Origin of the sequence: Streptomyces sp. D2-8, from assembly GCF_023184515.1 — a bacterium.
Classification (GTDB): Bacteria; Actinomycetota; Actinomycetes; order Streptomycetales; family Streptomycetaceae; genus Streptomyces.
This window is the reverse complement of record NZ_JAAHBP010000005.1, coordinates 77098-97602: the sequence shown is the minus strand read 5'-3', so window position 1 is coordinate 97602 and position 20505 is coordinate 77098. Positions and strand designations below refer to the sequence as shown.

At 68.6% G+C, this 20505-nt stretch carries 21 protein-coding genes, 1 tRNA gene and 1 pseudogene; 13 read left to right on the top strand and 10 right to left on the bottom strand.

Annotated features, from left to right (window positions below; translation table 11 throughout):
- Window positions 1-5 precede the first annotated feature (5 nt).
- Window positions 6-335, bottom strand: coding sequence for a tyrosine-type recombinase/integrase (locus G3I77_RS12340; protein ID WP_308311383.1), 330 nt, complete (start codon window positions 333-335; stop codon window positions 6-8).
- A gap of 108 nt (window positions 336-443) precedes the next feature.
- Between G3I77_RS12340 and G3I77_RS12335 the strand changes: the two are divergent.
- Window positions 444-728, top strand: a pseudogene (locus G3I77_RS12335) (UTRA domain-containing protein); the annotation flags it as partial.
- The gene (locus G3I77_RS12330; protein ID WP_248503095.1) at window positions 725-1390 is read left to right on the top strand and encodes a YdcF family protein; all 666 of its coding nucleotides are present in this window, start codon (window positions 725-727) and stop codon (window positions 1388-1390) included. The pseudogene G3I77_RS12335 and the gene G3I77_RS12330, both read left to right, overlap by 4 nt.
- A gap of 70 nt (window positions 1391-1460) precedes the next feature.
- Here G3I77_RS12330 and G3I77_RS12325 read toward each other — a convergent pair whose 3' ends face one another.
- From G3I77_RS12325 to G3I77_RS12315, 3 genes are all read right to left on the bottom strand, one after another.
- Window positions 1461-3281: an IS481 family transposase gene (locus G3I77_RS12325; RefSeq protein ID WP_248503094.1), complete on the bottom strand. Its 1821-nt coding sequence runs from the start codon at window positions 3279-3281 to the stop codon at window positions 1461-1463.
- A 552-nt stretch (window positions 3282-3833) separates the two neighbouring features.
- Window positions 3834-4244: a VOC family protein gene (locus G3I77_RS12320; RefSeq protein WP_248503093.1), complete on the bottom strand. Its 411-nt coding sequence runs from the start codon at window positions 4242-4244 to the stop codon at window positions 3834-3836.
- Window positions 4245-4783: 539 nt separating this feature from the next.
- Window positions 4784-5152, bottom strand: coding sequence for a DUF6344 domain-containing protein (locus G3I77_RS12315; protein ID WP_248503092.1), 369 nt, complete (start codon window positions 5150-5152; stop codon window positions 4784-4786).
- 337 nt (window positions 5153-5489) lie between these two features.
- Here G3I77_RS12315 and G3I77_RS12310 point away from each other — a divergent pair, with 337 nt between their 5' ends.
- Together G3I77_RS12310 and G3I77_RS12305 are read left to right on the top strand one after the other, a co-directional pair.
- Complete coding sequence (locus G3I77_RS12310; protein ID WP_003999697.1) at window positions 5490-5618, top strand: DLW-39 family protein; 129 nt, start codon at window positions 5490-5492, stop codon at window positions 5616-5618.
- 93 nt (window positions 5619-5711) lie between these two features.
- Window positions 5712-7109: a hypothetical protein gene (locus G3I77_RS12305; RefSeq protein WP_248503090.1), complete on the top strand. Its 1398-nt coding sequence runs from the start codon at window positions 5712-5714 to the stop codon at window positions 7107-7109.
- A 52-nt stretch (window positions 7110-7161) separates the two neighbouring features.
- On the opposite strand, the gene G3I77_RS12300 is transcribed toward G3I77_RS12305, so the two are convergent.
- Window positions 7162-8640, bottom strand: coding sequence for a serine/threonine-protein kinase (locus G3I77_RS12300; protein ID WP_248503089.1), 1479 nt, complete (start codon window positions 8638-8640; stop codon window positions 7162-7164).
- A gap of 238 nt (window positions 8641-8878) precedes the next feature.
- Complete coding sequence (locus G3I77_RS12295) at window positions 8879-9427, bottom strand: DNA-binding protein (protein WP_248503086.1); 549 nt, start codon at window positions 9425-9427, stop codon at window positions 8879-8881.
- 182 nt (window positions 9428-9609) lie between these two features.
- Here G3I77_RS12295 and G3I77_RS12290 point away from each other — a divergent pair.
- Window positions 9610-9682 (top strand) — tRNA-Ala (locus G3I77_RS12290).
- Between the two features lie 155 nt (window positions 9683-9837).
- Here G3I77_RS12290 and G3I77_RS12285 read toward each other — a convergent pair.
- Window positions 9838-10539 (bottom strand): DUF5324 family protein, encoded by a 702-nt coding sequence (locus G3I77_RS12285; protein ID WP_248503084.1) that lies wholly within the window; start codon window positions 10537-10539, stop codon window positions 9838-9840.
- Between the two features lie 337 nt (window positions 10540-10876).
- Here G3I77_RS12285 and G3I77_RS12280 point away from each other — a divergent pair, with 337 nt between their 5' ends.
- Together G3I77_RS12280 and G3I77_RS12275 are read left to right on the top strand one after the other, a co-directional pair.
- Window positions 10877-11404, top strand: coding sequence for a peptidylprolyl isomerase (locus tag G3I77_RS12280; RefSeq protein ID WP_248503082.1), 528 nt, complete (start codon window positions 10877-10879; stop codon window positions 11402-11404).
- Between the two features lie 85 nt (window positions 11405-11489).
- Window positions 11490-12380: a rhomboid family intramembrane serine protease gene (locus G3I77_RS12275; RefSeq protein ID WP_248503080.1), complete on the top strand. Its 891-nt coding sequence runs from the start codon at window positions 11490-11492 to the stop codon at window positions 12378-12380.
- Between the two features lie 254 nt (window positions 12381-12634).
- Here G3I77_RS12275 and crgA read toward each other — a convergent pair whose 3' ends face one another.
- On the bottom strand, window positions 12635-12889 hold the full coding sequence (crgA, locus tag G3I77_RS12270) for a cell division protein CrgA (protein WP_248503078.1): 255 nt from the start codon (window positions 12887-12889) through the stop codon (window positions 12635-12637).
- A gap of 139 nt (window positions 12890-13028) precedes the next feature.
- Here crgA and G3I77_RS12265 point away from each other — a divergent pair, with 139 nt between their 5' ends.
- From G3I77_RS12265 to G3I77_RS12240, 6 genes are read left to right on the top strand one after another with little or no spacing between them, the layout of a single operon-like run.
- Window positions 13029-13811, top strand: a complete 783-nt coding sequence (locus G3I77_RS12265) for a DUF881 domain-containing protein (protein WP_248503075.1) — start codon at window positions 13029-13031, stop codon at window positions 13809-13811.
- Window positions 13812-13830: 19 nt separating this feature from the next.
- Window positions 13831-14508, top strand: a complete 678-nt coding sequence (locus tag G3I77_RS12260) for a class E sortase (RefSeq protein WP_248503073.1) — start codon at window positions 13831-13833, stop codon at window positions 14506-14508.
- Between the two features lie 17 nt (window positions 14509-14525).
- The gene (locus G3I77_RS12255) at window positions 14526-14723 is read left to right on the top strand and encodes a hypothetical protein (RefSeq protein WP_033309918.1); all 198 of its coding nucleotides are present in this window, start codon (window positions 14526-14528) and stop codon (window positions 14721-14723) included.
- Window positions 14720-15358, top strand: coding sequence for an aminodeoxychorismate/anthranilate synthase component II (locus G3I77_RS12250; RefSeq protein ID WP_031105357.1), 639 nt, complete (start codon window positions 14720-14722; stop codon window positions 15356-15358). Before G3I77_RS12255 ends, G3I77_RS12250 begins: the two co-directional genes overlap by 4 nt.
- Window positions 15355-16524 (top strand): class E sortase, encoded by a 1170-nt coding sequence (locus G3I77_RS12245; protein WP_248503071.1) that lies wholly within the window; start codon window positions 15355-15357, stop codon window positions 16522-16524. The genes G3I77_RS12250 and G3I77_RS12245 overlap by 4 nt, the downstream gene beginning before the upstream one ends.
- Before the next feature lie 13 nt (window positions 16525-16537).
- On the top strand, window positions 16538-17287 hold the full coding sequence (locus tag G3I77_RS12240) for a class E sortase (protein WP_248503070.1): 750 nt from the start codon (window positions 16538-16540) through the stop codon (window positions 17285-17287).
- A gap of 82 nt (window positions 17288-17369) precedes the next feature.
- Here G3I77_RS12240 and G3I77_RS12235 read toward each other — a convergent pair whose 3' ends face one another.
- Both G3I77_RS12235 and pknB read right to left on the bottom strand, forming a co-directional pair.
- Window positions 17370-18095, bottom strand: a complete 726-nt coding sequence (locus tag G3I77_RS12235; protein ID WP_248503069.1) for a restriction endonuclease — start codon at window positions 18093-18095, stop codon at window positions 17370-17372.
- Between the two features lie 214 nt (window positions 18096-18309).
- Window positions 18310-20337 (bottom strand): Stk1 family PASTA domain-containing Ser/Thr kinase, encoded by a 2028-nt coding sequence (gene pknB / locus G3I77_RS12230; protein WP_248503068.1) that lies wholly within the window; start codon window positions 20335-20337, stop codon window positions 18310-18312.
- Window positions 20338-20505 lie beyond the last annotated feature (168 nt).

Below are 20505 nucleotides of genomic sequence, written 5' to 3'. Positions count from 1 at the left end.
TGACATCAGCCGATGAGTGGATCTTCCAGGAGTTCGGCGAGCATGCCGACCGCTTCCCGCTCGCTGTCCCCTACCACGTGCGTGTAGACATCCATGGTCATGCTGATCTGGCTGTGTCGGAGGATCGCCTGAGCGACCTTGGGGTGCACCTTCAGGAAGGCGAGAAGCGTGCCGCAGGTGTGCCGGGCCAGGCGGACCGTGATGCGGCGGACACCGGCACGCTTGACGAGCCGATCGAAGGTGCGCGAGAAGCCCATCGGGTCGATCATGCCGCCGTGCTCGGAGGAGAAGATCAGGTCATGGTCCGGCTCCTGGGACCAGTGCTCACCGGCGATCTTCCGTTCCAGGTCTTGCAGCTCGCGCCGCTCCTCCAGGACGCGGGCGCAGGGCCGAGGCGCCGACCTTCTCCCGGGTCAGGGCCGCCATGAAGACGCGGATCTGTGCCGGGGCCCGTCGGCCGAGGTGGCGGATTTCGCGTGCTGTACGACGCGGGTTACGAGATCGATCACATGAGGGAGCGACTCTTTGCCCGTGCTGCTACACCGGACGAGGTGAAGCAGCTGCAGCTACCGCCTGGCGAACCGGTCGTCGAGTTGCACCGGACGACGTACACGGCCGCGGGCACCGTCGTGGAATTCGCCGTTGGGGTCCACGCGGCATCCCGCTTCGCATGGGAGTACGACTTCAAGGTGCCCGACTCGGCCAAGGACAGGAAGGGGCAGCAGTGATCTCGACACAGAACTGGGCAGACGCCCGACGCGTGTGGGACTACCACCAGATGGGCCACTCTCCCCGGCCGTGCTCGGTGGCCATCGGACTTGGCAGCCACGACCTGGGCGTAGCCGATAGAGCAGTGGACCTATACAGGCGCGGCATGGCCCCCCTGCTCCTGTTCACCGGTGCCACGAGCCCCACGACACGGGAACGCATGCCCCGTGGCGAGGCCGTCCACTACCGGGAGCGGGCAGTGGAACTCGGGGTCCCCAGCAGTGACGTCCTGGTCGAGCCTCGCGCCCGCAACACGGGCGAGAACATCCGCTTCTCACGAGAGTTGTTGGAGGAGGCCGGGGTGGAGGTGTCCTCGGTGCTCCTGATCAGCAAGCCGTACGAGGAGCGGCGGGCCTACGCCACCGCGCGGAAGCTCTGGCCCGGAGTCGAGGTCGTCAGCGCCTCCAGTCCGATGACGCTGGACGAGTACGTCGACTCCATCGGTGATGCCCGCTTGGTGATCGACATGCTGGTCGGTGCGCTCCAGCGGTTGATGGTCTACCCGGAGCAGGGCTTCATGATCAGCCAGCCCCTACCTGCCGACGTGGTCGCCGCGTACGAGCGCCTGTGCCAAGCCGGATTCACGAGCCGACTCCTGACCACCGGCGCACCTTCAGCCTGACCAGGCGACAGCGTGTCTAGTCCCAGGTGATGTTTGACGTTCTGGTCCCAGCTGATGCTTGACGGTGGGCCTAGACAACATCGGAAATCTTGTAGGGCTTGTTCGCTTTCACGTTGCGGACGGGGATGTCGGTGGTGCGCTGGATGACTCGGGCCTGGCCGTCCAGCTCGACGGTGATCGTCGACTCCGACACGTGCATGATCACGGTCTGCCCCGCGTAGGGGCGACCGAGGTGGACGACCTGCCGGCAGACCATGACCGTGCCGACCGCGCTGACCCGCCGCTGGACCTGCACCGGCTCCATCCGGGGCCGGGGCAGCGGGCCCGCGGGCCGCAGGCCGTGCAACCGCTGCACCTCCTCGCTGGTGAGCGGGTTGGGCCGCACCCGCAGCAGCTCCCTCGAGGACGGGTCGAAGAACGACAGCGTGGCCTCGTCGATGCGGACGCTCACCCGGCGCCCGCCCAGGATCTCCGCTGCCAGCACCTGGCGCCCGCCCAGACCCACCAGCCCGTGGTTGTTCACCGTCCGGTCCACCTCGAACGCAGCACTGTCACCCGTCGGCAGCGGCGACGGCCCCGCCGCACGCCCACCCCGGGCCGCCAGCTGAGCCAGATCCGCCACCGACAGGTGGGACCGCACCGACTTGATCCGCGACCCGGCGATCAACAGGTGGATCACCTGTGTGTCGGCCCAGAACGTCACCGTCAGGCCCGAGCGGGCCGGGCCCAGCCAGAACTGCTTGCCCGCGACCTGCAGATTCCCACTCACAGGCACCACCCGCTCGAACTCCACAGGCCCGCCGTCCTCCACCTGCGCCGACGGCGCCATCTCCTCAAGCGCACTGACGGAAACAGCCACCGCCTCAGCCGGTTCCTGCTCAGCGGGGGCAGACCTCTGCTGCGGCACCAGCCCAAGCACTCCCGGCACCCGCAGGCCCAGCACATCCCGTTCCTGCTCGGGAACCGGGGTGAACCGGTCGCCCGGAGACTGCATGTCCAGGGCCTGATGAGGCCGGACAAAGTTGTATTCCTCCACCCACGCATCCAGCGCCGCCTGAGCCGCCCCGATGCTCTCGAACGCACCGCAGTCGTCGAGGAGTTCACGCCGCAGCGTCTGATGGAACCGCTCAACCTTGCCCGTCGTGGTCGGGGACGCCGGCTGGGTGAGGCGGTGCGCGATCCCGTTCTCCCGGCAGATCCGGTCGAACAACACCTCACCCCCGGGCCCGAACCGGTCGGTGAACTGCTTGCCGTTGTCGGTCAGCACCTCCTCCGGCACCCCGAACGACCGCAAAGCACCCACGAACGCCGCACAGACCGCCCGCCCGGTCGCCCGCTCGACCACCGACGCGATCACGCAATACCGGGAATGATCATCCACACCCGTCACGACCTTGGCCTCGGTCAACTCCCCAGTGACCGGGTCGACCAGCATCACGCCGCCGACGATGTCCATCTGCCACAACTGCATCGCACTGTCCCGCTGCCAGCGCTTGTAATCGGACCGCTTCCGGCGCCGAACCCCCGGCTCCACCAGCCCATGCCGCACCAGGATCCGATACACCGTCATCCGCGACGGCACCGGCGCCACCGCCCCGGACCGCTCCAGCACATGAGCGATCCGCCGCGGGCCCCACCGAGGATGCTTGCGCCGCAGCTCACACACCGCCGCCTCCACCTCCGCGGAAGCCTGATGCGGACACGAGACCGGCCTCCGCGACCGGTCCACCAAACCCGCCAGCCCCGCGGCCTCATACCGGGACTTCCACCCGCTCACCGTCTGCCGCGACACACCCAGCTGGGCGGCGACCTCCGTCACCGTCGAACCCGCCAGCACAGCAAGCACAGCCCGGTATCTCTGCTCGACAACCGACAACTCCACCAGCGCCAATCCCGGCCTCCCCACACACGCCGCAACGACGCGCACAGAAAAGCCGAACACGGCCACTGTCAACCATCAGCTGGGACCGAAGTGTCAAGCATCTACCGGGACCGGACAACCAGGCGACAGCGAAGCTGTTACAGGTTTCTCTACCTCATCAAGGCACCCGGCTCCGCTGCGCGCTGCGCTCCTGCCTTCGGCCCGCTCCGCGCACGCTGCGCCGACGCGCGCCCACATGGATAGGGCCGGTGGCCATGAGTCGATCACCACATATCGCGGCCCGATCAAGAACATGCCTCCGGCGGGGGATCGGCCGGCACCGGGATGGAGGGGGCGCCGTACGCGAGTGCGGGTCCGTAGGGGCGTGCGCGGGGAGCTCCCATCCCGTCCACCGTCGACCCAGGCGAAGCCGAGCAGACGCGGCCCATGGCGTCCAGGTCGTTCGTACAGTGGCGCGCTCCACCTGGACGCCATGGACCACGCCCGCTCCACATGCGTGTGGGTCGACGGCGGACGGGATGGGAGCTGGGGAGAGTGGTGGGCGAGGAAGTGGGCGGCTAATTAGTCGCGCTTGGGCCAGATCGGGCCCTGGTCGGTCCAGATGACGCCCTTGTTGCGGCACAGGCAGAAGGGGTGGCCGATCGGGTCGGTGTAGACCTGCCAGCCGTAGCCGTTGGGGCCGATGAAGTCCTGCCTTAGCGTCGCGCCGAGGTCGAGGACGCGGCGCTGCTCGGACTCGATCTCGTCCACTTCGAAGTCGAGGTGGAACTGCTTGGGGTGCTCGGTGTCGGGCCACTGCGGAGCGCGGTAGTCATCCACCCGGATGAATGCCAGCTCGATCTCGCCGAACTGGATGCCAGCCCAGTCCTCGGAGCTGCCTTCCTTGATCGGACGGCCCGTCACCTCGGAGTAGAAAGCCGCCAGCTTCATCGTGTCCGGGCAGTCGATAATGAAATCGGTGAGTCGCAGCATCCCGCGATCTTGTCACAAGCTCACCCCCGGACCCCGTTCACCGGGGGCGGCCAGGTTTGTACCGCAGGTGCGGATCAGCAGCGGACTTCGGCGGAGCCGCTTAGTAGGCTGTGTTGAGGTTGTCAAGAGCGCCCCTCATCGCTGACACCAGTACCTGCCACCAACAAGGCCGGACAGCGGCGTACACCGCCGAACCTCGACGGACAGCCAGTCGAGGCGGGAGACGAGTTGGCCGACGTTCCAGGGGCCCCATGATCGACCTGATAAGGATGAGGCCACAGGTTCAAATCCTGTTAGCCCCACCAGCGAAAAGACCCCCAGTCGAATACGACTGGGGGTCTTTTACGTCTGGAGGCCGGTCTTGACGTCTGAGGCCCGGCATCCACAGCAGTGCACGGTTGCGCGAGGCTCCGGCCCGAGACGGCCTGCCGGGTACGCCCATGACCCAGGGCCGGTGGTCGGGACATGCGTAAGCCCGGCCGCTCTGCCGAGCTGCCGGGCTTTGTACGCAGGATCGCCGGGGTGTCGTTCCGGGGGGTTCAGCGCTGCAGGGGCGTGAGATGGTCCGCCTCGGGGTCGGGGTCGGGGTCCTCGTCGGTGCAGTCGGTGCCGGGGGAGGCCGCCGTGTCCGCGGGGGAGCGGTGCCGGCAGCGGGGAGTCTTGCCGTGGGCCTCGGCGCGGATGCGCTGCTTCATCGTGGGGGGCAGGGCCTTGGGGGTGGACCAGGGGAACGCCGCCGGTGCCGCCGTCCGCTGCTGCGGGATGCTCGCGCCGTTGCTGTTGCTCTTCTGCTCGGTCTGCGGTACGGCCGCGGCGGCGGTCGTGGTGACGAGTCCGAGCGCCGTGCACAGCGCGAGGAAGGCGGTGACGATGGTGGTCCACAGCTTCATGACCTTGTTCCGGGCCATGGCCCCTCACTTTCGGGTTGGGCGATTTGCGTACTTTCCTCATGATGTGTATGAGGGTCGAGAAGTGGTGGACCTACGCCCGTGGCGCGTCGATGTTCAGATGAACACCACCCGTATGGGCGCAAGAAGGATGAAAAGGTGAGGAGAGCGGCGAAAGGAGATCAAAGTAACCCTCCGTCGGGGTGTGATCACCCTCCGATCGGAGCGGCGTACTCCGCTTCTATCCCGGCTCCCGGGACGGGAGTTGAGGGCCGACTCAGGTCACCGATCGGTATCGGTCGGTGTGTATAGTCGGGCGCCAGAGGTCCCCTACGTCAACGAAAGACGAGGTCGCGCGGTGAAGAAGCTTCTCCTGGTCGCACTGGCCGCCATCGGCGGGCTCCTCGTGTACCGCCAGATCCAGGCGGATCGCGCCGAGCAGGATCTGTGGACGGAGGCGACTGACTCCGTGCCCACGGGTTCGTGAGTCACGACAACCCAGACCGAGCACACCCCGGCCGCCTCGCGGTCGGGGTTTTGTGTGCCGAGGGCCGGTCGTGAACCCGGCCGGCGCGGCAGGATGGGCCACGGCTTCACGCCATGGTGGTCCGACGACGGTGAGGGGTGGCGCGTGAGGGGACGGTGTCGTACCGCGTGGGGGCGGCGTGCGCAGGCGTGGCACCACCGTCCTTCGGCGGCTGTGCGCGCCGGCGCAGTCGCGGTGGTGCTGGGAACGACCGCGGCCCTGGTGCCGGGACAGACCGCCGCTGCCGGAGAAGCCTCCGGCACGCCGAGCCCCTACGCCTTCGCCGACGGCGCACAGAGCGTCGAGGGAGCGAGGAGCACCGGGAACGCCGAACTCCTGAAGCCCGGCGGGTCCTACAAGAGCTCCCTGCCGAGCAGCGGCAAGGTCAACTACCGCCTCGAACTCGACGCCGCGTCGAACGCGTACGTCTCCGTCACCGCCGTCCCCTCCCCCGGCAGCACGGTCTCCGTCATCGACGGGGTCAAAGTGTCCCTGCAGGACGCCGAGGGCAACTCCTGCTCCGGCGACACCGCCAGTTTCGGGGCCGCCCGCAGCCCTCACCCCATCGCGGCGTGGGGCGTGCGCGACATCTCGCCCAACAAGTCGCTGTGCCAGAAAGCGGGTGTGTACTTCCTGTCCGTCGAGCGCGTCGACCCGCAGGGCGAGGGCTCCTCACCGGAAGCCTGGGATCTGGAGCTCGTCGCCATGACGGAACCGGGCACGGCGAAGACCGGGGCGACCAGTGCACCCGAGGTGTGGAACTCCGCCACCCCCCAGCCGCTCCAGGGAGAGGCCGAGCGCCGTAAGGGCGGCGCGGGATACACCGGGGCGACCCCTCTCGACCAGGGAGTCTGGCGGGACGACATCCGGCCCGGCCAGACCCTCTTCTACAAGGTGCCGGTCGACTGGGGACAGCAGGTCTCCGTCACCGCCGAGCTCGGCAGCTCGAGCTCCGGCGGCACCGGCTACACGACCGACGCGCTGGACCTGGACCTCTACAACCCCGCGCGCGGTCGCGTCGCCGGCGTGGGCGTCGGCTACAACGGCGACCAGAAGTCCGGGAGCCTGCCTCCCCTGCCACCGGTCGACCACGCCAACCGCTCCGCCGCCACCGCACAGGTGAGCGCGTTGCGCTTCGCCGGCTCCTACTACCTCGTCGCCCATCTCTCGGAGGGCGTCGCCGGCACCTTCGGAGACGGGCCGTTCGTGATGACCCTGCGCGTCCGGGTGAGCGGGGAGGCGCGGGGCGGACCCGAGTACGCGGGGGAGTCCGAGCCCGAGGGCGTCTTCGAGGTCTCGGACCAGGACCGCGAAGCAGCCGCAGAGGGTGTGGCCGCGGGCGATGACACCGCCATGAGAGCGCTCGCCGTGGGCGGCATCGGCACCGGGAGCGCACTACTGGTGGGGCTCGGGGTCTGGACCGTGATGGCTCGTCGGAGGAGCGCCGCTTAGGGAGAGCACCGGGCCGGTCCCGGTGTTCCCCGGCCCGGCTGCCTGATCGCGCTCAGATGCGGGTCAGGGCCCAGAAGCCCACCGCGTAGCAGACCAGCGCGAGGAGCAGCAGCGGCACCGCCACCGTGGCCGGAGGACCGGGGCGGGAGGGCCGTTGCGCCCGGTGCCGTGACGGCGTCTGGCCGACCGGTGGGGCCTGTGGGGTCCGGGCGGTGTACGAGGCTGTGGAGGCGTCTGTGCGGTACTGCTCCGCAGGGGGCAGGGGCGGGCCGGAGTACACCGGTGGGAGTGGCTGGGCGGGGGACAGCCGGTGCGTGGTGTCGTAGGGGGAGACAGGCGCCTGCTGATGCGGGGCACGGGCCGGGGCGGAGTGGGACTGCCCGGGCACAGGGGACGGGGTGACGGTCGTCTGCGGAGGCGGCAGATGGAAGCTGCCGGTGTCCGACATGGAGGGCGGCTGGGCGGGGCCGCCCGACGGGTCGGTGGTCCCCCGCGGGTCGGCCGGACCCGTCGTGCCGCGTTGCCGGTGGGGCTCGGCGTGCTGCCCGCCGGGCACCGACGGCTCACCCTCGTCCTCTCCCTGCCGAGAGTGCTCCTCGCCCGCCTCCGGGCCCGGCGGCGCCTCTCTCGGACCCAGCCCCTTCGCTCTCTCCAGCGGCCCCTCGGCCACGAACCCCCGCGGAAGCGGGCCGAGTTGGTCGAAGATCTCGATCAGCTCGTCGTCCGGGCCGGGCTCCGGGAGGAGCTCCGCCGCGGCGGCGAGCGCCTTGCGCGCCCCTGTGGCCGTACGGAACCGCGCCTCCGGATCCGGCTGGAGCAGCGTGGCCACCACCTGCCACAGCGGCTCCGGAATGCCCTTGGGCGCACCCGGCGTCCCGTGCTCGGCGAAGTACTGGATGAGCGCCTTGCTGTCCGGCTTGGCGCCCTCCAGCAGATACAGCGCGACCAGACCTACGGCGAACAGGTCGGCGGGGAAGTCCGGTTCGGCGCCCATCATCTGCTCGGGCGCGAGATAACCGGGCGTCCCGACCACCAGGTTGGTCTCGGTCAGGCGGGGCTCGCCCAGCCGCATCGCGATGCCGAAGTCGGACAGCCGCAGCCGCGGCCGGCCCGTGCCGGTGGCCTCCAGCAGCACGTTGGCGGGTTTGACGTCACGGTGCACGACGCCCTCCGCGTGCACCGCGGCCAGGCCCGCCAGCAACTGGTCCAGCAGCGTGCAGACGAAAGCAGGCGGGAGAGGGCCGTAGTCCCCGACCAGGTGGACCAGGGATCCGCCCGCGACCAGGTCCATGGTGAACAGGACCTTGTCGTCGTCGGCGGCCCAGCTGGTGGGGGCGAGTACATGGGGATGGTCGATCCGCAGGGCCTGTTCCCGGACGAAGCGCAGCAGCGAGTGCGCGTCGCTCTGCAGCAGGACCTTGGCGGCCACGTAGCGGCGGCGGCGGTGGTCCCAGGCGCGCCAGACGGCACCGACCCCTCCGCGCCCGATCGGGTCGACCAGTTCGTACCGGCCGGCGAAGACCTCACCCATGGCTGTACGTCGCTCCTCCCCCTGTGGCTTCCCCCGTTGCTTCCCCCTCGGCGAGCGCTGCGACTCCCCGACGGGCGAAACGACCCCCGACTCCCCCGATGAGCGATACATCCCCCTCGCGTCGACCGGTCCCCCGTACGGAACACGCCCCCTCGTGCCCGTCCGTACCGCGACGCGTCCCCCGTCACTTCACTCCTCAGCCCGCTGCCGAACCCCCTTCGGCGGCCGGGCGGTGGGATCAGTTCTGGTGGGACTGGTAGTGCGCGACGGCGTCCGAGGTGCGGCCGGCGCCATAGACCCGGAGGAATTCTGCCAGCTCCGGATGGGTCGGGCCGAGGGTGTCGGCGGCGTCGATGATGTCGCCCGCGGCCGCGACCGACCGCAGCAGCGACTGGATCTCGCGCACGACGCGCTTGACCGTGGGCGCCCCCGAACTGCTCGTCGTCGTTGTGGTGTTGCTGAGCACCGAGCCCCCTTGTGACTTCTTGATCTCCTCCATGCGCTCAGTGGCCTCGGCCGCGCTCACACTGCCGTCCGCGACCTGCCCCGCCAGGTCCTGCAGCAGTTGCACCCGCTGCACCACAGCGGGATTGCCGATCTTCGCCCGCTGACCGCTCATCAGCTGCGACAGCATCGGCGCGGACAGTCCCAGAACCCCCGCGAGACGAGCCTGGTTGAGACCAAGATCGTCGATAAGCTTACGGAAGAGCGCCCCCAGCGGCTCCCCGTACCAGTTCCGCTGCAGTTCCCGCGCTCTTGCGGTCGCTTCCTGCTGTGCGGCGTCCATTTGCGTCTCCCCATCGCTTCCCCATGTACGGCGGTTCGCGGTAGCGAACCACGCCGAGCATCTTACGGAGAGTGGTCGGCGACGGGGACCCCCAATCTTTTTGCGGAACCACGGGGGTGACCCGGTACTCTGGTCTCCGACGCCCGCCGGGATGCGGTTTCTCCGGCCGGACGTCCCCTTCCGGGGCCTTAGCTCAGTTGGTAGAGCGCTGTCTTTGCATGGCAGATGTCAGGGGTTCGACTCCCCTAGGCTCCACTCCGGAAATGCCCTCCGAACTGCGGAAACGCGGTCTCGGAGGGCATTTTTGCGCACCCGGCGCAGGTCGGTGACGCGTGTTTCACGTGAAACAGCACGGCGGGGCGGGAGACCCTCAAGTCTCCCGCCCCGCCGTGCTGTTGAATCCGGCGCCCTCAGGAACGGTCGTCGCGCTGGGCGGCCTCGTCCTCGGCCTGCTTCGCCTCGACCTCCGGGTCCAGAGCCGACTGGCCCGTGCCGTCCACGGACGACAGATGCCCCGACTCGGGGACCTCCGTCGCCGCCGGCGGTTCCACCAGCCAGTCCGGGTTGGCCTGCTTGTCCCACCACTTCCACGCGGCGAAGGCACCGCCCGCGACGGCGCCCAGAATCACCAGCGTCTTCATGGCCTTGCCGGCCTTGGCCCGCCGTTCGTGCTTGCGGACCAGCTTCTGGATCTCCTTGGACGTGACCTGACCGCGCAGCGCGGCCATGGCGGCCGTGCTCCGGGCCGCGGCCGCGGCCGTGACGGGCACGGCCGCGGCCACTGCCTGCTCGATCCGCGGCCTGGAGTACTCCGCCGCCTGACGGGCGGCCTTGCGGGTGCGTTCGGCGGCTTCCTGGGCGGCCTGGTCGACCTTCGGCGGCACATGCGTGCGGGCCTGCTCCAGATACGGCTGCACGATAGTGCCGTACTGGACACGCGCCTGCCCTGCGGCCTGCGTCACCTTGGGCGCTAGCCGTACGCGTGCCTCGTGTGCGTAGTGCGTGGCCCTGTCCTTGGCCGTGTCGGCGTAGGGCGCCACCACTTCCGCGGCGTGCAGCACGCTGTCCTTCGCCGAACCAGTCGCGGCGCGCACGCTGTCGATGCGGGTCACGGGTTCCTCCTCCTCGGTGGCGTACGGAATTCGACTTTCCACCCTTTTACGGATCATGCCTCCCGGTGCACGACCAGGCATGCGCGGAAGGGCATCCGGGTCACGCAAGTCGGCATCCAGCGCCGATCATGTGCAATAGCGGATGAATAGGGAGCAACAGGAGCTTGTCGTCGACAATGCCACGGATCGCCGGCGAGCGCCCCCGCCCCGGGACTACTCGACTGGTTTTCTGCGAGCACCCGCCGAGGGTTTCCCCCCGCTGCACCGAGGTCGGGCGACGCGCGGGCCCGGCCGTGCGAGGATCAGGGAGTCACGGAAAGACAACGGAAGGCAGATCGTGGCTGAGCAGCTCTACGCCACCCTGAAGACCAATCACGGCGACATCGACGTCCGGCTCCTGCCGAACCACGCGCCCAAGACGGTCAAGAACTTCGTCGAGCTCGCCCAGGGCGAGCGGGAGTGGACCCACCCGGAGACGGGGCAGAAGTCCACGGACAAGCTCTACGACGGCACGGTCTTCCACCGGGTGATCAGTGGCTTCATGATCCAGGGCGGTGACCCGCTGGGCAACGGCACCGGCGGTCCCGGCTACCAGTTCGAGGACGAGTTCCACCCGGACCTGCGCTTCGACAAGCCCTACCTGCTGGCCATGGCCAACGCCGGCCCGGGCACCAACGGCTCGCAGTTCTTCATCACCGTCTCCCCGACGGCGTGGCTGAACCGCAAGCACACCATCTTCGGCGAGGTCACCGACGCGGCGAGCCAGAAGGTCGTGGACACCATCGCCACGATCCAGACGAACCCGCGCACCGACCGCCCGCTGAACGACGTGGTCATCGAGTCGGTCGTCATCGAGACCCGCTGAGCGAGGCTCCCGCAGGGAACCAATCGCCCCGCTCGTCCGTAAGGATGAGCGGGGCGGGCTTTTCTCACACGACCTAGGGGAGACCATGGACGACCAGGCTGCGGGCAGCCCGCAGGACGCCCACAGCGTCCCCATGTGCTATCGCCACCCGGACCGCGAGACGGGCATCCGCTGCACCCGCTGCGAGCGCCCGATCTGCCCCGAGTGCATGGTCAACGCCTCCGTCGGCTTCCAGTGCCCCGAGTGCGTCCGCACCGGCTCCGGCACCGGCCACTCGCCCACGGCCGCCATGCCCCGGACGATCGCGGGCGGCTCCATCGCCGCCGACCCCCGGCTGCTGACCAAGATCCTCATCGGGATCAACCTGGCCGTGTTCATCGCCGTCCAGGTCCGCAAGTCGCTGCTGAGCGACATCGTCCTGCTCGGTGCCTGGCCGCCGGCACCCTTCACACCCACACAGGGCGTGGCGGGCGGCGAGTGGTACCGCATGGTGACGTCGATGTTCACGCACCAGGAGATCTGGCACATCGCGTTCAACATGCTCAGCCTGTGGTGGCTCGGCGGCCCGCTCGAGGCGGCGCTCGGCCGCGTCCGCTATCTCGCGCTCTACTTCATCTCCGGCCTCGCGGGCAGTGCGCTGGCCTACCTGCTGGCGTCTCCCAACACGGCGACCCTGGGCGCCTCCGGCGCGATCTTCGGCCTCTTCGGCGCGACGGCCGTGCTCATGCGCCGGCTCAACTACGACATGCGGCCGATCATCGCACTGCTGGTGATCAACCTGATCTTCACCTTCAGCCCGGGGTTCAACATCTCCTGGCAGGCCCACATCGGGGGCCTGGTCGCCGGTGTCGTCGTCGGATACGCCATGGTCCACGCCCCGCGCGAGCGCCGCACACTGGTCCAGTACGGCGCCTGCGCCCTGGTCCTGTGCGTGGTCGTCCTGGTGACCGTTCTGAGGACGGCGCAGCTCGTCTGAGCAGGCGTTGTCCACAGCGGGTGTCGGATCTTGTGCATAGGGTGCGGGAACACATGTGCCCCCTGTCACCGACCTGCGTTTCCGCAGGTCAGGCAGGGGGCGAACAAGTTTTCGAGCGCTGGTACTTCCGTCATACCGGCGTCAACGCCCAACGGGTTATCCACAGATCGTCTTCATTATCCCCATGTGGAAAACCGCTGTGGATAACTCAGCGAACACCCCTGGGCAGAGCTGCGTTCACCGTGCGGTGACCGCTACTTCCACTGGGTCGAGACACCGAATCCGGCCGCGATGAAGCCGAAGCCCACCACGATGTTCCAGTTGCCCAGCTGGTCGATGGGCAGCGAGCCGTCGGTCACGTAGAAGACGACGATCCAGGCCAGACCGATGAGGAACATGGCCAGCATGACGGGCGCGACCCAGGCGCGGTTGGTCAGCTTGATGGCGGTCGTCTGCTTCGCGGGCGGCGGCGTGTAGTCGGCCTTCTTGCGGATACGTGACTTCGGCACGAGGGTCTCTCCTGTCGATGCGCTGCGTGGCCGCGCAGGTAACTGGGTCGGTCAGGGGGCAGCGTAAGGGGACTCCGATTGCTCCCCCGGGCGTCCGTTAGCGTAGTGCTTCCGCCGCGCCGAAGGAGATAAGGGTACGTTGAGCAATTCTGCCGACTCCCCCGGGACGGGATCCACCCCTGAGCGCGCGCGCCGTTTTCGGCCTGTGCGCATCCTCACGGCGGCCGTGTTCGCTCTCGCGGGGCTCATCTTCTTCACCAGCTTCAACACCGCCAAGGGCACCAATATCCGCACGGACACCTCCCTGCTGAAGCTGTCCGACCTCATCCACGAGCGCAGCCGTGAGAACGGCGAGCTGGACGAGACCAACGGCACCCTGCGCCAGGACATAGAGGCGCTGGCCGAGCGTGACGACGGCAGCACCAAGGCGGAGGACGACAAGCTCGCCGCGCTGGAGAAGCGTGCGGGCACGCAGGAGCTCAGGGGCGACTCGCTCTCGGTCACGCTCAACGACGCCCCTCCGGACGCCACCGCCAAGCTCCCGGGCTACCCCGAGCCGCAGCCCGACTACCTGGTCATCCACCAGCAGGACCTCCAGGCCGTGGTGAACGCGCTGTGGCAGGGCGGGGCCAAGGGCATCAAGGTCATGGACCAGCGGCTGATCTCCACCAGTGCGGTGCGCTGCGTGGGCAACACGCTCATCCTGCAGGGCCGCGTCTACTCGCCGCCGTACAAGATCACGGCGGTCGGTGACCCGGGCAAGCTGCAGAAGGCGCTCGCGGCGTCCCCGGCGATCCAGAACTACATGGTCTACGTCAATGTCTACGGGCTCGGATGGAAAGTCGAGGAGAACGGCCCGGTGACTCTGCCCGGCTACTCGGGCACAGTGGATCTGCATTACGCGAAGCCTGTGGAGCAGTAGCCGGACCGGGGAGCTGCCGGTGCGCGTGATCGTCAGGACCGTCAGCGAACTGTGCATCACCGTCGGCAGCGTGATCGTGCTGTTCGTCGTCTATGTGCTCTTCTGGACCGGTGTGCAGGCCGACGGCGTCATGGACGACCAGATCGATCTGCTCCGCAAGGAGTGGTCGAAGCCCCGTCCGCCGGCCGGCGGCTCCCCTGTGGGTCCTGCGAAACCCGCGCCCTACGCCAAGGGCAGGCCTTTCGCGATCATGTACATCCCGCGGCTTGGTTTCACGTGGAACAAGCCCGTGCTCGAAGGCACCGCCACCGGCACGCTGAAGAAGGGCCTCGGGCACTACGCCGGGACCGCCCAGCTCGGGCAGAAGGGGAACTTCGCGGTCGCCGGTCACCGCCGTACCTACGGCGACCCCTTCAAGGACTTCCCCGAGCTCAGGCCCGGTGACGCGGTGGTGCTGACCGACGGCACGGCATGGTTCACGTATCGGATCGACAAAGGCCCGTACAAAACAGTGCCCTCGGACATCGAGGTGATCGACCCTGTCCCACGTACATCCGGGTACACGCGTTCGGGCCGGTATCTGACGCTGACCACGTGCGAACCGGAGTGGGGGCACAGTCACCGGCTGATCGTCTGGGCGCACCTGGACTCCACCCAGCCTGTGGAGGCCGGGAAACCAGAGGCGCTGCGCCGTTAGTCTGGTGGCTGTACGGCGTGGGTCTGGTGCCGTGGTACGACGGAAGGGACGGCATGTACGGCTGGATCTGGCGGCATCTGCCGGGGAACACGTGGGTGAAGGCAGTGATCTCACTCGTCCTGGTCGTGGCCGTGGTCTACGTCCTCTTCCAGTACGTCTTCCCGTGGGCGGAACCGCTGCTGCCCTTCAACGATGTGACGGTGGACAACCAGTGAGCGCGCGCATTCTCGTCGTCGACAACTACGACAGCTTCGTCTTCAACCTGGTCCAGTACCTGTACCAGCTGGGCGCCGAGTGCGAGGTCCTGCGCAACGATGAGGTGTCGACGGCGCACGCCCAGGACGGTTTCGACGGAGTTCTGCTCTCGCCGGGCCCCGGCACGCCGGAGCAGGCCGGGGTCTGCGTCGACATGGTCCGGCACTGTGCCGGCACGGGCGTCCCGGTGTTCGGCGTCTGCCTCGGCATGCAGTCGATGCAGGTGGCGTACGGGGGTGTGGTGGACCGTGCGCCCGAGCTGCTGCACGGCAAGACCTCGCTGGTCGAGCACGGTGGCGGTGGTGTCTTCGCGGGCCTGCCCTCGCCCTTCACGGCGACGCGCTATCACTCGCTGGCCGCCGAGCCGGCCACGGTCCCTGCGGAGCTGGAGGTCACGGCCCGCACGCACGACGGCATCGTGATGGGCCTCAGGCACCGTGAACTGCCTGTCGAGGGCGTGCAGTTCCATCCCGAGTCGGTGCTGACCGAGCACGGGCACCGGATGCTGGCCAACTGGCTGGTGGAGTGCGGCGACCAGGGCGCGGTGGCGAGGTCGGCCGGGCTCGCCCCGGTGGTGGGCAGGGCCTCGGCGTGACGGCGCTGCGCCCCGAGCGCGAGTCCGACACCTCGTACGGGCAGCAGTCGTACGGGGCGCCGGGTGCGTTCGAGGACTGGTCGGGCGGAGGGCAGTACGGTGCGTCCCCGCAGCCGGAGCCGTATCCGCCGGGGCCGGGCGCGCAGCCGCAGCCGAGCCCGCCGCAGCCGGAGCCGTACGCGTCGTACGGGTCCGTCCCGGACGATCCGTATCTTCCGCCTGTCGACGAGGAGACGGTGGCGCTGCGGATTCCGGAGCCACCGCCGGCGACCGGCGGCTCCACAGCGGGCTCTCCGGCCTCGTCCGCCTCGCGGCAGGACGGACCCGCCCACGGCGGCCGTGCGGCCCGCAGAAAGGCCGCCAAGCGCCGTCACGGGCGTCATGGCGGCGCGTCGGACACGCCGTCGGCCGCCCCCACCGACACCGGCACCGGGAGCCGCTCCCGGGCGCCGCTGTCGCGGGTCGAGGCGCGGCGGCAGGCACGGGCGCGCAAGCCCGGCGCGGCGGTCGTCGCGAGCCGGGCGATCGGCGAGGTGTTCATCACCACCGGCGTGCTGATGCTGCTGTTCGTCACCTACCAGCTGTGGTGGACGAACGTCCAGGCGCATGCGCAGGCCGGCAAGGAGGCCAGCAGCCTCCAGAACGACTGGGCGAGCGGCAAACGCAACCCGGGGGCCTTCGAACCGGGGCAGGGCTTCGCCATACTGCACATTCCGAAGCTGGACGTGGTGGTCCCGATCGCCGAGGGCATCAGCAGCAAGGGCGTGCTCGACCGGGGCATGGTCGGCCACTACGCCGAGGGCGCGCTGAAGACGGCGATGCCCGGCGACAAGACCGGGAACTTCGGGCTCGCGGGCCACCGCAACACCCACGGAGAACCGTTCCGGTACATCAACAAGCTCGCTCCGGGTGATCCGATCGTCGTGGAGACGCAGGACGAGTACTTCGTCTACAAGATGGCGTCGATCCTGCCGGTGACCCCGCCGAGCAACACGAGCGTCCTGAAGCCCGTCCCCCCGGGGTCGGGCTTCACCGAGCCCGGCCGTTACATCACGCTGACCACGTGCACGCCGGAGTTCACCAGCAAGTACCGGATGATCGTCTGGGGCAAGATGGTCGAGGAACGGCCGCGCAGCAAGGGCAAGCCGGATGCGCTCGTCAGTTAAGGGCAGATGACCAGTGGCAGCGACCACCGACACGGACCACGAGAAGCACACCGGCGGGGGGTTCCGGCCGCCTGCGGCACGTCGCAGGCCCGGCCCGATCGCCGTGGCGGTGAGCTTCTTCGGGGAACTCCTCATCAGCGTGGGCCTGGTCCTCGGCCTGTTCGTCGCCTACTCGCTGTGGTGGACGAACGTGGTCGCCGACCGGGCGGCCGGGAAGCAGGCGGACCAGGTCCGTGACGACTGGGCGCACGGCCGGGGCGGGCCCGGTGCGCTGGACACGAAGAACGGCATCGGGTTCCTGCATGTGCCTGCGATGAGGAACGGCGAGGTCCTGGTCGAGAAGGGCACGTCGAACAAGATCCTCAACGACGGTGTCGCCGGGTACTACACCGATCCCGTCAAGGCGACCCTGCCGATGTCGGGCAAGGACGGCAACTTCTCCCTCGCCGCCCACCGCGACGGCCACGGCGCCAAGTTCCACCACATCGACAAGATCAAGAAGGGCGACCCGATCGTCTTCGAGACGAAGGACAAGTGGTTCGTCTACAAGGTCTACGGCATCCTTCCCGAGACCTCGAAGTACAACGTCGAGGTCCTCTCGAAGGTCCCGAAGGAGTCCGGCCGGAAGAAGCCGGGGCGCTACATCACGCTGACGACCTGCACGCCGGTGTATACGAGCACGTACCGGTATGTCGTGTGGGGGGAGCTGGAGCGGGTGGAGAAGGTGGACGAGGAGCGGACACCGCCGAAGGAACTGGGCTGACTGCGTTCCTTGTGGGAGGTCGGTCGTTAGCCTGACAGAGGCCCGAAGCCGCAACCTTCTCTTGCGGCTTCGGGCCTTTTCGTCATAGTCCGGCTGTTACTCCAGGACGCTCAGTGCCGCCCCTGCGCTCCATTCCTCCAGCAGCCCAACGGTGTACGGCGGTGATGCCGCTCTCGGCGGCGATGTTGAGGGCGTCGCGGGTGAAGGGGCATGTCGCCACGAACAGGGCTACTTCGGAGGTGTGCAGGACCTTGGCCGCTCCGGTGAACTTCTGGACGTCGGGGCTGGTGATGGAGAGGTGAGGCGCGAACCTCTTGCACTGGACGACGAGGCGCTTCCCACCGGCCGTGAGCGCGGTGATGTCGATGCCACGGTCCCTGCCGCCGCCCTGCACGATGACATTGGTGCAGCCGTCGCGGCGCAGCAGCTCGGCGACGTGTTCTTCGAACTCGCGCCCGTTCATGGCGTCCATGGAGGCCATGTCTCCGGCGAGGGGGCGGTCTTCTCGTGGGCCTTCCAGCCGCTGCAGCCGGGCGTTGTGCTGCCGGAGCCGCTTCTCGATGCGCTGGACGCCCGCGCGGAGGGCGATGAGCTCTCGCCGGTGCTCGCCCGATGTTTCGATCAGGGCGTTGAACATGGGGACGATGGTCGTGCCCAGGATCTGGGTGATGCGCTGGTCGATGCGTTCGTCGAGGGAGGCGGCGCTGACCGGTGCGGGGTTTTCCACAGGCTGTGTGCGCGCCAGGTACTCCATGTCGAGGAGGTACACACGTACCTGACGTGCGACTTCGCTGTCTCGGAGCAGCATGGCGATGTTGAGGACGGCGCGACGGGAGAAGAGAGCCAGGGATCGGGTGCGTGACTGGATCCCACTGAGTTGCTTGAAGTCACTCAGTTCTGTCCCTGTCAGACACGATCGACGGACGCACACTCTTGCGGCGTTGTCGTCGGGCGGGAAGAGCAGAGCCCCCGGCCTTTGGGGGCCGGGGGCTCTGTGGGGCGTAGGTGCGGTGCGGGTGGGGTCAGTCCTGGCTGCCGCTGAGGCCGCCGAAGATGCCGCCGTTTCCGCCGCCGCCGTTGTTGTTGCCGCCGTTGTTGTCCCCGAAGCCGACGGTCTGGAGGGTGATCGTCGTCCCTGCCGGGTCGTCGACCTCCTGGTCGCCCTGCGGAGCCTGGGCGACGACGCGGGCGTTGTCGCTCTGGTCGCTGCCGCCCGCGAACTGGATGTTCGTGAAACCGGCCTGCGCGAGGATCTGCTTGGCCTGGCCGACCGTCTGGCCGACGACCTGCGGGACCTTGACCTTCTGCTGCTGCTTCTTCTTGCCGATCTGGATGTTCACCGACGAATTCGGGTCGACCGACGTACCGGCCTGCGGCGTGGTCTGGATGACCTTGCCGACCTGGTTGTCGTCGTCGGTCTCCACCTCGGTGCAGTTGCCGACCAGGTTGCTGGCCTGCATCTGCTGCTTGGCTTCGTCACAGCTCCGGCCGAGCACGTCCGGGACGGTGGACTTCTCCGCCTCCTTGGCGACGGTCAGGGTGATCGTGGAGCCCTTCTCCACCTCTTCGCCCGTGGTCGGGTTCTGATCGAGCACTTTGCCCGGTTCCTCGGGGGACGTCCGGGTCTTCGTCTCGATCTTGAACTCGTACTTGTCGCCCTCCAGCTTTTCCTTCGCCTCGTCCACATTCAGGCCGGTGACGCTGGGAACCGTCACCTTCGGCGCGCCCGTCGACACCACGACCTCGATGGTGGAGTACTTCTTGACCTCGGTATTGGGGTCCGGGTTCTGCTCGCAGACATTGCCCTTGCTCTGGCTCTCGCAGGGCTTCTCCGTGGTGCTCAGCTTCAGGTCGCTGTTCTCGGCCAGCTGCTTGGCGTCACTCAGCTTCTGGCCGACGAGGTTGGGGACGGTGGCCGGGTCGTCGGCCGCGTCGTTACCGCTGAACGCCCACCGGCCGATCAGGATCGCCCCGACCAGGACGAGGACGCCCGCCACCACCAGCAGGATCGTGGAGGTGTTGGACTTGCGCTGCTGGCCGCGGCGCCGGTCGGGGCGGTCGTCGTAGCCGTAGCCGCCGTCGTCCGGGTTCATGGGGGGCAGCATGGACGTGGCGCCCGCGCCGGAGTCCGCGCGCAGGGCCGTCGTCGGCTGGTCGTCGGGGTAGCCGCCGTAGCCCGCCGCGCCCATCGCGGCGGTGGCGGCGACCGGCTGGCCGTCGAGGCAGGCCTCGATGTCGGCGCGCATCTCGTCGGCGGACTGGTAGCGGTAGTCCGGGTCCTTGACGAGCGCCTTCAGCACGATCGCGTCCATCTCGGGCGTGATCTCGGGGTCGAAGACGCTCGGTGACTGCGGCTCCTCGCGGACGTGCTGGTAGGCCACGGCCACCGGGGAGTCGCCGACGAAGGGCGGACGGACGGTCAGCAGCTCGTAGAGCAGACAGCCGGTGGAGTACAGGTCGGACCGGGCATCGACCTGCTCGCCCTTCGCCTGCTCCGGCGAGAGGTACTGGGCGGTGCCGATGACCGCGGAGGTCTGCGTCATCGTCATGCCGGAGTCGCCCATGGCGCGGGCGATGCCGAAGTCCATGACCTTGACCTGGCCGTTGCGCGTCAGCATGACGTTCGCGGGCTTGATGTCGCGGTGGACGATGCCGGCGCGGTGGGAGTACTCCAGGGCCTGGAGGATGCCGATGGTCATCTCCATGGACCGCTCCGGCAGCAGCTTGCGGCCGGAGTGCAGCAGTTCACGCAGCGTCGAGCCGTCCACGTACTCCATGACGATGTACGGGATCGACACGTTGTCGATGTAGTCCTCGCCCGTGTCGTAGACCGCGACGATCGCGGGATGGTTGAGCGAGGCGGCCGACTGGGCCTCCCGGCGGAACCGGGCCTGGAAGGAAGGGTCGCGCGCGAGGTCCGCGCGCAGCGTCTTCACCGCCACGGTGCGTCCGAGGCGGGTGTCATGCGCGAGGTAGACCTCCGCCATGCCACCACGCCCGAGCACCTGGCCCAGTTCGTACCGGCCGCCGAGGCGACGCGGCTCTTCCATAGCTACCTACCAGCCCTCTCCGTCGGTCCCGACCGGCACGCTTGTACGGTCGGGGCTGCCGTCCGGGCCTACCGTACCCGGCTCGCTTTGTGTGACCTGGCCAAGCCCGTCAGCCGATACAGGACCGGTATCGCAACGTGCACCGATGTGAAGCAGACGTGAGCGGGG